The organism is Bradyrhizobium lablabi, assembly GCF_018129385.1.
Taxonomy (GTDB): Bacteria; Pseudomonadota; Alphaproteobacteria; order Rhizobiales; family Xanthobacteraceae; genus Bradyrhizobium; species Bradyrhizobium lablabi_C.
Genome location: NZ_JAFCLN010000006.1, coordinates 324,146 through 335,695 on the forward strand (window position 1 = coordinate 324,146; position 11,550 = coordinate 335,695).

Sequence of the window (11,550 nt, forward strand, 5' to 3'; positions counted from 1 at the left end):
TTCATGACCGTACCCGTTTCTCCCAAGCGCTCTGCGCTTTTGGCGGCCGCCCGCGAACGCATTCTGGTGCTCGACGGCGCCATGGGCACCATGATCCAGGGCCTGCAGTTCGACGAAGCCGCCTTCCGCGGCGAACGCTTTGCCGACTTTCACCGAGACGTGCGCGGCAACAACGATCTTCTGATCCTGACGCAGCCGAAGGCGATCGAGGACATCCACGCCGCTTATTTGCGCGCCGGCGCCGATATCGTCGCCACCAACACGTTCTCCTCGACCTCGATCGCGCAGGCCGACTACGACATGTCGGACCTTGCCTATGAGCTCAACCGCGACGGCGCGAAGCTCGCGCGTGCGGCGGCCGAGCGCGTGTCGGCCGAGGACGGCAAGCCGCGCTTCGTGGCGGGCGCGCTCGGCCCCACCAACCGCACCGCCTCGATCTCGCCCGATGTGGCCAATCCCGGCTACCGCGCCGTTACCTTCGACGATCTGCGCAAGGCCTATGGCGAGCAGGTCAACGGCCTCCTCGACGGCGGCGCCGACCTGCTGCTGGTTGAAACCATCTTCGATACGCTGAATGCCAAGGCGGCGCTCTACGCGATCGCCGAAATCACCGAAGCGCGCGGCATCGACGTGCCCGTGATGATCTCCGGCACCATCACCGACAAGTCCGGCCGCCTGCTCTCGGGCCAGTTGCCGGAAGCCTTCTGGAATTCGGTCCGGCACGCCAAGCCGATCACCATCGGCTTCAACTGCGCCCTCGGCGCCGAAGATCTGCGCGCGCATATTGCCGATATCGGCCGCGTCGCCGATACGCTGGTGTGCGCCTATCCGAATGCCGGCTTGCCCAACGAATTCGGCCAGTATGACGAGACCCCGGAATATATGGCGCGGCTCATCGGCGAATTCGCCGAATCCGGCCTCGTCAACATCGTCGGCGGCTGCTGCGGCACCACGCCGGAGCACATCGCGGCGATTGCCGCCGCGGTTGCCCCGCACAAGCCGCGCATCGTTCCCGCGATCGAGCCGCGCCTGCGTCTGTCCGGCCTCGAGCCGTTCGAGCTGACGCCCGCCATCCCCTTCGTCAATGTCGGCGAGCGCACCAACGTCACGGGCTCGGCGAAATTCCGCAAGCTGATCACCGCGGGCGATTACACCGCCGCGCTTCAGGTGGCGCGCGACCAGGTCGAGAATGGCGCCCAGATCATCGACGTCAACATGGACGAGGGCCTGCTCGATTCCGAAGCGGCGATGGTGACGTTCCTCAATCTCGTCGCCGCGGAGCCGGATATCGCGCGCGTCCCTGTGATGGTCGATTCCTCGAAATTCAACGTGATCGAGGCCGGCCTGAAGTGCCTTCAGGGCAAGCCGGTGGTGAACTCGATCTCGATGAAGGAAGGCGAGGAGAAATTCATCCACGAGGCGAAGATCGCCCAACGCCACGGCGCGGCCGTGGTGGTGATGGCGTTCGACGAAAAGGGCCAGGCCGATACGTTCGAGCGCAAGACCGAAATCTGCAAGCGCGCCTATGACATCCTGACCGGGCGGCTCGGCTTCCCGGCGGAAGACATCATCTTCGATCCGAACATCTTCGCGATCGCGACCGGCCTCGAAGAGCACAACAATTACGGCGTCGATTTCATCGAAGCCACGCGCTGGATCCGGCAAAACCTGCCGGGCGCGCACATCTCCGGCGGCGTCTCCAATCTGTCGTTCTCGTTCCGCGGCAACGAGCCGGTGCGCGAGGCCATGCACTCGGTGTTCCTGTATCACGCCATCAAGGCCGGCATGGACATGGGCATCGTCAATGCCGGGCAGATGATCGTCTATGACGACATCGATCCGGAGTTGCGGCAGGTGTGCGAGGACGTCATCCTCAACCGCGATCCCGGCGCGTCCGAGCGGCTCTTGGCGCTGGCGGAAAAATTCCGCGGCAAGGAGAAGCAGACCAAGGAAGCCGATCTGGCCTGGCGCGAATGGCCGGTCGAGAAGCGGCTGTCCCACGCGCTGGTGCACGGCATCACCGAATTCATCGAGGAAGACACCGAGGCCGCGCGGCAGAACGCGGACCGTCCGCTCAGCGTGATCGAAGGCCCGCTGATGGCCGGCATGAACGTGGTTGGCGATCTCTTCGGCGACGGCAAGATGTTTTTGCCGCAGGTGGTGAAGTCGGCCCGCGTGATGAAGCAGGCGGTCGCCTATCTGATGCCGTTCATGGAAGAGGAGAAGGCGCGCAACCTTGCCAATGGCGGAGCCGACAGCGGACGCAGCGCGGCCGGCAAGATCGTGCTCGCCACCGTCAAGGGCGACGTCCACGACATCGGCAAGAACATCGTCGGCATCGTACTTCAGTGCAACAATTTCGAGGTGATCGATCTCGGCGTGATGGTGCCGGCGGCAAAAATCATCGAGACCGCCAAGGCGGAAGGCGCCGACATCATCGGCCTGTCCGGCCTGATCACGCCCTCGCTGGACGAGATGAGCTTTCTCGCCGGCGAGATGGAGCGCAACGGCATGAAGATGCCGCTCCTGATCGGCGGGGCCACCACCAGCCGCGTCCACACCGCCGTCAAGATCGACCCGAACTATCGCGGCGGACCGGTGGTGCATGTCAACGACGCCAGCCGCGCCGTCGGCGTCGCCTCCTCGCTGCTGTCGCCGGAGAAGCGCGAGGCCTACGCGGCCGACATTCGCACCGAATATGCCAAGATTTCCGCGGCGCATTTCCGGGCCCAGGCCGACAAGAAGCGGCTGAAGCTGGCGGATGCGCGCGCCAACGCCACCAAGGTCGATTTCGCCAAGACGCCGAAGAAACCGGCCTTCCTCGGGGTGCGCAGTTTTGACGACTATGACCTTGCGGAGCTTGCGCAGTACATCGACTGGACTCCATTCTTCCAGACTTGGGAGCTGACCGGGCGTTTTCCGGCCATCCTCGACGATCCCAAGGTCGGCGAAGTTGCGCGCTCGCTCTATGATGATGCACGCAAGATGCTCGATCGCATCGTTGCCGAGAAATGGTTCAAGGCGCGCGCCACCATCGGTTTCTGGCCGGCCAACGCGGACGGCGACGATATTGCCGTCTATGCCGACGATACGCGGAAGGAGAAGATCGCGACCTTCCACACGCTGCGCCAACAGCTCGAGAAGCGCGAAGGCCGCTTCAATTCGGCGCTGTCGGATTTCATTGCGCCTGCCGCCAGCGGCGTGCCTGACTATGTCGGCGCCTTCGTCGTCACCGCGGGGATCGGCGAGGATGCGGTGGCGGATCGCTTCAAGAACGCCAATGACGACTATTCCTCGATCCTGTGCAAGGCGCTGGCCGATCGCCTCGCGGAAGCCTTTGCCGAGCGGATGCATCAGCGTGTGCGCAAGGAGTTTTGGGGCTACGCGCCGGACGAGGCGCTGTCGTCGGATGAACTGATCCTGGAAAAATATGCCGGCATCCGTCCGGCGCCCGGCTATCCCGCTCAGCCCGATCACACCGAGAAGAAGACGCTGTTCGCGCTGCTCGATGCCGAGAGGAATTCGGGCGTGAAGCTGACCGAGAGCTTTGCGATGTGGCCGGGCTCGTCGGTGTCGGGGCTCTACTTCAGCCATCCCGAAAGCTTCTATTTCGGCGTCGGCAAGATCGAGCGCGATCAGGTCGAGGACTACGCCGCGCGCAAGGGTATGACGGTCGCGGAGACCGAGCGCTGGCTGGCGCCGGTGCTGAACTACATCCCGTCGCAGGATCAATCCGCGCCCGATCGCGCGGTGAAGGAGGCGATGCCGACGGCAGCTCCCGCCGCGGTGCCGGCGAACGATGTGGCTTCGCATCCCCCGGGATGCAATTGCGCGGTGCATCTGGCGTATCGCAAGAAGGCGGCGCGGGGTTAGCCCTTTCTTCCCTTCTCCCCTTGTGGGAGAAGGTGGCGCGCGCAGCGCGCCGGATGAGGGGTCTCTATCCGCGGAGACAGACCCCTCACCCGTCCGCGATGCTTCGCATCGCGTCCACCCTCTCCCACAAGGGGAGAGGGGAAGAAAGCGGGTGCCCCATGAAATTCTTCTCCTTCTGGCGATCGCTGGCGAGCTTTCGTGTTCGCATCGCGCTCAATCTGAAAAACATTCCGGCCGAGGTGATCTTCGTCGATCTCGATGCCGATGCGCACCACACCGACGACTACCGCCGCATCAATCCGCAGATGGCGCTGCCGGCGCTGGTGGAGGACGACGGCACCACGCTGTTCCAGTCGCTCGCCATCCTCGAATATCTCGAGGAAAGATACCCGACGCCGCCGCTGCTGCCTTCCGACACCGCCGGCCGGGCACGCGTACGTGCGCTGGCGCTGATGGTCGCCTGCGAGGGCCATCCTCTGCTGACGCCGCGGGTGCGGCGTTATCTCGATCGCGAGCTCAATCTGCGCGACGAGCAGCAGGCGGCATGGCGGCGTCACTGGACCATCGAGACCATGACTTCGCTGGAAGGCCATCTCGCTGGCTACAAGGACACCGGCAAGTTCTGTCATGGCGATACGCCGACTTTTGCCGACATCTGCATGGTCGGCCATGTCCATGCCGCGAACACCCAGCAGATCGCGCTGACGCGCTGGCCGACGGTGAAGCGCATTTTCGAGACTGCGATGGCGCTGCCGGAATTTGCCAAGGCGTCGCCGCTGGTGCAGCCGGATACGCCGGAGGCGATGCGGGTGAAGGCCAGCTAGCTGGCGGAAACTCGCGGGGCAGAAGTAAAATGTCGAAAACAACCCCATACACAGTAGCGCAAGGGCGAATTTACGGTATCATTGCACCTCCATCTACCGGCTAGGCTCAGCTTAATCGCCGCTCGGCGACGCAAGCGGCTGCACGGATCTCCATGAACAGCAGCAATGCCTCACATCGCACCGCATGGGCCGTCAGCGCAGGATAGCGCGCCGCCGCAAACAGCGCCGGATGCGCCTCGCCGGTGAGGCGCAGCACGCAGGCGACCGCGACATCGGCATGCCCGATGCGCTCGCCGAAGAAGTACGGCGGCTTCACCGCGGCACGTTCCTTCCAGCACGTCGAGCACACCTGATATCTGCGCCTGATTCAGCTCGACTAAGCCAAAAGTCGGATAAGGTGGCTGGCCGTTAGGGATTACATTGCTTTCCCCGCTTTCGCACCCGGACAGACGGGAAGGATGCAGCGGTGGCTCGCGGCGCCAAAGGCCGTTGGAGCTCTCCTCGCGGGTGATTCAAAAATTCCCCCCGAGGCCAGGCGTTGCGGACGCAATCGCAATTGGCGTCTGTAACGCCGTGCATGAACTGTGCTCCGCGAGAAGGTGAAGCGCTGAAAAATGCGCGGGCAACGCCTTGAAATAACAGGAGCAGCACATGGCAATGCAAATCCCAAGGGATTTCCGCCGCGTGATTGTCGCCGCGTCGGTGGGAAACGTCATCGAATGGTATGATTTCTATATCTTCGGCAGCCTGGCCGCGGTTTTGTCGGTCAAGTTCTTTGAACAAACCCACCCGGTCGCAGCTCTGCTGAGCACGATTGCGCTGTTCACCGCAGGGTTCCTGATCCGTCCGCTGGGGGCGTTCCTCTTTGGCTGGATGGGCGACCGGGTCGGCCGCAAGTATACGTTCCTTGTTACGCTTACTGGAATGGGGGTTGGCACGGGGGCGATCGGACTGATCCCGACCTACGAGTCGATCGGGTTGACCGCGGCGTTCGTTCTGTTCGGCTTGCGGATGATCCAGGGTCTGTGCCTCGGCGGCGAGTATGGCGGCGCCATCACCTACGTCGCCGAGCATGTGCCGGACGAACGCCGCGGTTTCTACACCGGGTGGCTGCAGACCTCGCCGACCCTCGGAATCGTGGTGTCGCTGGCCGTGATCATCGCGACACGTGAGTATTTCGGAAATCAGGCATTTAACGAATGGGCATGGCGCGTTCCGTTCCTGGTTTCCTTCCTGCTGGTGGCCATCGCGATCTACATCCGCCTCCAGCTCCAGGAGACCCCTATCTTCCAGGCGATCAAGGCCAAAGGACAGATGACCCGGAATCCCTGGAAGGAGGCATTCCTCAGCTCCAACATCAAATACGTTGGGATCGCCTGCATTGTGGTGATCGGGCAAGGAGTGGTCTGGTACAGCGGCCAGTTCTGGGCACTGTACTTCCTCCAGCAGGTTTCCAAGGTGGACGCGCTGACGTCGGCCTACATCGTGGGAGCCGCGCTGCTCATTGCAACGCCGAGCTTGATCTTTTTTGGCTGGCTGTCCGACATCATCGGCCGCAAGCCGGTGATCCTGGGAGGCATGTTGCTCGCCGCGATCACCTACTATCCGCTGTATTTGTGGTTGGGAACGGTCACTCAGCCGGGCAACATCAACTATCCGGTGGCGGTCTTCATCATCTTCATCCTCGTTTGCTATGTCGGGATGGTGTATGGGCCGATCGGGGCGTTTCTGGCCGAATTCTTCCCCGGCAGGATCAGATACACGTCAGTGTCGGTGCCGTATCACATCGGCAACGGCTGGGGTGGCGGCCTGGTGCCGTTCATCACCTCGGCGGCTTTCGCCGCCACCGGCAGCATCGGCTACGCGCTGATCTACCCGATCGCGGTTCCCGCCGTATGCTTCGTGCTCGCCGTATTCCTGATGCCCGAAACCCGAAAGATCAGCATCTGGCAGCCAATAGAGCCCAAGGCAGCATGAGCGGCTCGCGTGCGGGGCCATCGGACCCCGCACACTATTATCTCGCGGCTCAGCAGGCCTCTGCTCCCACCGCGAGCAGATAACGATTCAGGCAACAGCCTTCAGTTGGCCGGGTGATGCCAGCGATCGTGCCACCAGGCGGTGAAATCGCGATCGGTCATCAGTTCCCAGACTGCAAACAGGATCACCAGTAGGCCCGACACCACACTATTTGCCGTGGCCCATCCCTGCTCATAACCGACCGTCCAGGGTGCCGCGACCAGAGCCAGACCGAGGAGAAGCTCTCCCCATTCCTCCAGATAGGACGGAATGAGAAATCCCTCCACGGCAAACAGAATGACGCACAGTCCAAGCACGATGGTTATCCAGAGAGCCGCCCCGTCGAAGCCAAGGGCGAACGGCGACAAGACCAGCCATATGCCTAACAACAGGCTGGCAATGTCTTGCCAATGCTGAATGCGCATGATGCTCACCTCCCTCCTTTTTTCCCATGTGGTCATGCGCGACGCGCCCCGAAAGGCGCGGATCGTCGCAGGGAATGCAGGGAATCAAGAGAGCGTGCAGCAGCTGTTCAACGTCGCGCGAGTCTCCACGGAGCACGGCGATGAGCGCTCACCCGCTCGGCGGCGCCAGCGGCTGCACGATCTCCTGAAACGGCGGCAGCGCTTCGCAGCGGGCCGCATGGGCCGTCAGCGCCGGATAGCGTGCGGCCGCAAACAGCGCCGGATGCGCCTCGCCGGTGAAGCGCAGCACGCAGGCAACCGCGATATCGGCATGACCGATGCGCTCGCCGAGGAAGTATGACGTCTTCACCGCGGCGCGCTCCTGCTCCAGCACCTCCAGCACGCCCGATATCTGCGCCTGGCAGCGTTCGATCCAGAGCTCCAGCCGCTCCTTGCGCAGCACGCGCTCATAGAGAAGGCTGACCGCCTTGTCGCCGAGCCCGGTCGCCAGCGCGATGATACGCAACTGCTTGCGGCGCTCCGCGCCCTTCGCCGGCAGCATCGCCTTCTCCGGCCCGACCGTCTCGTCGAGATAATCGAGGATCGCGGCGCTCTCGATCAGTGCCTCGCCCGTGTCCAGCACCAGCGTCGGCACCCGCCGCAATGGATTATATGGCGCGATGGCGACGGCATCGCCAAAGGTCGACCACGGCTTGTGTTCGTAGGCGATGCCGTAGAGCCGCAGCGCAATCGCGGTACGGCGGACGAACGGGGAGTCGTATTGGCCGATCAGGAACATCTACAAAATACCTGCGATGGTGTTGGGCGCGCAGCTTGCCAGAGATTTGCGGCAGCGCAAGCACGCACCGTTCGTCAGGCTTGACCCGGCCATGCATCTTCTGATGATGGACGGGGTCCCGATCCACATGAGGGCAAGGGCCGCATTGCGGAGAACGATTAATGCAGTTGAAGTATTTTAGACCTCTCCTGGCAGCGATTTTCATTATTCCTTCAATTCGCGCCATGGCGGCGGACACGGACACGCATATCCAGGCGACGTTCACCGCCGATTACGACAGAATCCGGCCCGATCCCTATCGGGGCATTCACCTCAAGAACACGCTGGAGGTCACGTTATCAGGCGTCAACGAGGTGAAGGAGACGAATACGAGAGAGGCGGGCAATTTGAGCGACAATCAAAAGGGCCTGAAGATCCTCGGACAGAAATCGCCCGATGGCGGCAGCTCATGGACCGTTGCCGGCCCCAACCGGCTGGAACGCGTCGTCGACCAGCCGCAAAGCACCGTCACGATGACGATCGAAGTCACCGACAAGTCTTGCAAGTTCGACGTGCAGTTCAAGCTGAAGCCCGGCTTCAAGGAATACATGTTCAGGCAGATCCGCAACGGAAAGATGGGTTACTTTACCGAGCCGAAGGTCGGCTCCACGACCTGCTCGATCAAGTGAGGCAGCCTGGCGATGCGCTACCTCGTCATGCTCCCTGCGCTGTCCTTGCTGGCACTTGCCTCCCCGGCGCAAGCACAGAGCGGCCCGACCGGCTTCCAGTCGCCGTCCAAGAACATCGCCTGCCAGTATTTCGACTATGACAGGCAGAATGCGCTCCGTTGCGACATCATGGAGGCGACGGTGACGGCACGGCGCCCGCGCGATTGCGATCTCGAATGGGGCAAGGCCTTTGAGATGAGGGCCAAGGGAAGTGCCGAGCGGCTGTGTTACGGCGACACGGTGACGGACCCGCGCCTGCCGGTGCTGGCCTATGGCGAAGTGTGGCAGCGTGGCGGGTTCACGTGCAAATCGGAGCAAACCGGCGTGACGTGCTTCAATGCGGACCGCCGGGGATTTTCGCTGTCACGCGCGAAGCAGGAAGTGTTTTGAGGGTGCCTCAACAATATCTCGTCATACTCCGCGAAGGCGGAGTATCCAGTACGCCGAGACCTTTCGATTCTATCACTAACAGCGGTGGAATACTGGATCACCCGCCTGCGCGGGTGATGACGGCAGGGGCCTAATCGATAACAGGCACATGCTTCGCCACACCGCGGGGCGCGGTGCCGTCGAGCCGCGGATCGTCTTCCACTTCAACCTGCCGCCTGAACGGACGAAAGCCGGCGCGCTGGTAGAACGGCAGCGCGGCCGGATGATCGAGGGTGCAGGTGTGCAGCCAGAGCCGCGTGATCGGCCGCGACCACGAAAGCTGCAGCGCATGTTGCATCAGCCAGTGCGCGGCGCCGGTGCCGACGAGTTTTGCGGTGACGCCGAAGAAGACGATCTCGCAATTGCCGGCCTCGCGAAAATCGAACTCCAGCAGGCCCTCCTCGCGATCTTCGTGTACGAGCGCATGGATTTCGACCTGCGGCGCTTCGATGATCGAGGCTAGCTTGTCGTCAGCCATCCGGATGCGCGACGCCCACAGCCACTCTTCGCCGACGCGCTTGAGGAGGCCGCGATACCAAGCGAGATCGGGACGATCGACATGTCGCAGCGTCCACGGGCCTGATGGCGCCGACTCGCGCGCCGGGCGCTCGGTCATTTCGAGATGCGTGACGACGGCGGCGATCTTGCCGGCAGGGACGTCGGAGTAGCCGTCGGGGAGGATCATTGGTGCACCCTCTCTAGTCGTCATTGCGAGCAAAGCGAAGCAATCCAGCTTCTTTCGCCGCAAACAAGAAAGCTGGATTGCTTCGTCGCTTCGCTCCTCGCAATGACGACGTGGCAGAAAGCTACCCTTCCGCCTCATCACTCGCGAGCACGCCCTTCACCGCCCTCGCCCAGCCCTTCAGCTTCTTCTCGCGCGTCGCCTTGCTCATCGCGGGCTTGAAGCGGTGCTCCAGCCGCCAGTTGTCGGCGAATTTTTCCGGCTCGGGATAGACGCCGGCGTGGAGGCCGGCGAGGTACGCGGCGCCCAGCGCGGTGGTTTCCTGGATCATGGGGCGGTCGACGGGGGCGTCGAGCAGATCGGCGAGGCGCTGCATGGTCCAGTCGGAGGCGGTCATGCCGCCGTCGACGCGGAGCACGTTGGCGGCTTTTTCGCCGGGCCAGTCGGCGCGCATGGCTTCGCGCAGGTCCCAGGTCTGGTAGCAGACGCTCTCCAGCGCGGCGTGGGCGAGCTCGGCGGGGCCGGTGTTGCGCGTGAGGCCGAACAGCGCGCCGCGCACGTTCGGATTCCAGTACGGCGCGCCCATGCCGACGAAAGCCGGCACGAGGTAGACGCTCTGCATGGAGTCGGACTTGTCCGCCAGCGGGCCGGTCTCGGCGGCCTGCTTGATGATCCCCAGGCCGTCGCGCAGCCATTGCACGGCGGAGCCGGCAACGAAGATCGAGCCTTCCAGCGCGTAGGTGCGCCTTCCCCCGAGCTGATAGGCGATAGTGGTGAGCAGCTTGTTCTTCGAAACGACCGGCGTCGTGCCGGTGTTGAGCAGCGCAAAGCAGCCGGTGCCGTAGGTCGATTTGATCATGCCGGGCTCAAAGCAGGCCTGGCCGATGGTGGCGGCCTGCTGGTCACCGGCGATGCCTGCGATCTTGATGCCGCCGCCGAACAGATCGGGCGCGCTGTCGCCGAAATGGGCGGAAGAGTCCTTTACCTCCGGGAGCATCGAGCGCGGCACGCGCAGTATTTTCAGCAATTCATCGTCCCATTCCCCGCTGTGGATGTTGAACAGCAGCGTGCGCGAGGCGTTGGTGGCGTCGGTCGCATGCACCTGGCCGCCGGTGAGGCGCCACAGCAGATAGCAATCGACGGTGCCGAACATCAGTTCGCCGCGCTCGGCGCGTTCGCGCGCGCCGGGGACGTGGTCGAGGATCCATGCGACTTTCGTGCCGGAGAAATAGGGGTCGATGATCAGGCCAGTCTTTTTGGTGATCGTGGGCTCGTGGCCTTCGGCCTTCAGTTTGGCGCAGATGTCTGATGTGCGGCGGTCCTGCCAGACGATGGCGCGGTGCACGGCCTTTCCCGTCGCGCGGTCCCACACCACGGTGGTCTCGCGCTGGTTGGTGATGCCGATCGCGGCGATGTCCTTTGCGGTGAGGCCGGCCTTCGTCATCACTTCGCGGCAGGTTGCGATCGTCGAGGTCCAGATGTCCTCCGGCTCGTGCTCGACCCAGCCGGAGGCCGGAAAGTGCTGCGGGAACTCGGCTTGCGCGGTCGCCGCGATCGAGATGTCGCCACGGAATACGATGGCGCGCGAGGATGTGGTGCCCTGATCGATGGCGAGGACGAAAGACATGGGCGCTCCCGGGAGGTTTTTGATTGGCGGGGAGGACAGCGGATTGGAGATGGTTCGTCAATACACGCGCGCGCTGCTCTTATCCCGCCCCCTTGTGGGGCGGGTGGCGCGAGGTCCTGACCGGCTACATAGGTAACAGATTAGACCGGGGACATAGGTAACAGGTCAACTGATCAGCGAGGAGGACCT

9 protein-coding genes and 1 pseudogene are annotated in these 11,550 nt (G+C 63.2%); 5 read left to right on the forward strand and 5 right to left on the reverse strand.

Annotated features, from left to right (window positions below):
• Positions 1-3: 3 nt before the first annotated feature.
• Both metH and maiA read left to right on the forward strand, forming a co-directional pair.
• Positions 4-3,873, forward strand: coding sequence for a methionine synthase (metH, locus tag JQ628_RS15590; protein WP_212223455.1), 3,870 nt, complete (start codon positions 4-6; stop codon positions 3,871-3,873).
• Between the two features lie 158 nt (positions 3,874-4,031).
• Positions 4,032-4,697, forward strand: a complete 666-nt coding sequence (gene maiA, locus JQ628_RS15595) for a maleylacetoacetate isomerase (RefSeq protein WP_212223456.1) — start codon at positions 4,032-4,034, stop codon at positions 4,695-4,697.
• Positions 4,698-4,808: 111 nt separating this feature from the next.
• Here the strand turns inward: maiA and JQ628_RS15600 are convergent.
• A pseudogene (locus JQ628_RS15600) lies at positions 4,809-5,074 on the reverse strand (glutathione S-transferase C-terminal domain-containing protein); the annotation flags it as partial.
• 274 nt (positions 5,075-5,348) lie between these two features.
• Here JQ628_RS15600 and JQ628_RS15605 point away from each other — a divergent pair.
• Positions 5,349-6,674: an MFS transporter gene (locus tag JQ628_RS15605; protein WP_212223457.1), complete on the forward strand. Its 1,326-nt coding sequence runs from the start codon at positions 5,349-5,351 to the stop codon at positions 6,672-6,674.
• 101 nt (positions 6,675-6,775) lie between these two features.
• On the opposite strand, the gene JQ628_RS15610 is transcribed toward JQ628_RS15605, so the two are convergent.
• Complete coding sequence (locus JQ628_RS15610; protein WP_212223492.1) at positions 6,776-7,138, reverse strand: SPW repeat domain-containing protein; 363 nt, start codon at positions 7,136-7,138, stop codon at positions 6,776-6,778.
• Positions 7,139-7,286: 148 nt separating this feature from the next.
• Positions 7,287-7,916 (reverse strand): glutathione S-transferase family protein, encoded by a 630-nt coding sequence (locus JQ628_RS15615; RefSeq protein ID WP_212223458.1) that lies wholly within the window; start codon positions 7,914-7,916, stop codon positions 7,287-7,289.
• Between the two features lie 224 nt (positions 7,917-8,140).
• On the opposite strand from JQ628_RS15615, the gene JQ628_RS15620 reads away from it, so the two are divergent.
• The gene (locus JQ628_RS15620) at positions 8,141-8,584 is read left to right on the forward strand and encodes a hypothetical protein (protein ID WP_212223459.1); all 444 of its coding nucleotides are present in this window, start codon (positions 8,141-8,143) and stop codon (positions 8,582-8,584) included.
• A 12-nt stretch (positions 8,585-8,596) separates the two neighbouring features.
• Complete coding sequence (locus tag JQ628_RS15625) at positions 8,597-9,013, forward strand: DUF6636 domain-containing protein (protein ID WP_212223460.1); 417 nt, start codon at positions 8,597-8,599, stop codon at positions 9,011-9,013.
• A 130-nt stretch (positions 9,014-9,143) separates the two neighbouring features.
• On the opposite strand, the gene JQ628_RS15630 is transcribed toward JQ628_RS15625, so the two are convergent.
• Positions 9,144-9,737 carry a GNAT family N-acetyltransferase gene (locus tag JQ628_RS15630; protein ID WP_212223461.1) on the reverse strand — a complete coding sequence of 198 codons (594 nt, stop codon included), beginning with the start codon at positions 9,735-9,737 and terminating at the stop codon, positions 9,144-9,146.
• 121 nt (positions 9,738-9,858) lie between these two features.
• Positions 9,859-11,361 (reverse strand): glycerol kinase GlpK, encoded by a 1,503-nt coding sequence (gene glpK / locus JQ628_RS15635; RefSeq protein ID WP_212223462.1) that lies wholly within the window; start codon positions 11,359-11,361, stop codon positions 9,859-9,861.
• Positions 11,362-11,550: the final 189 nt, after the last annotated feature.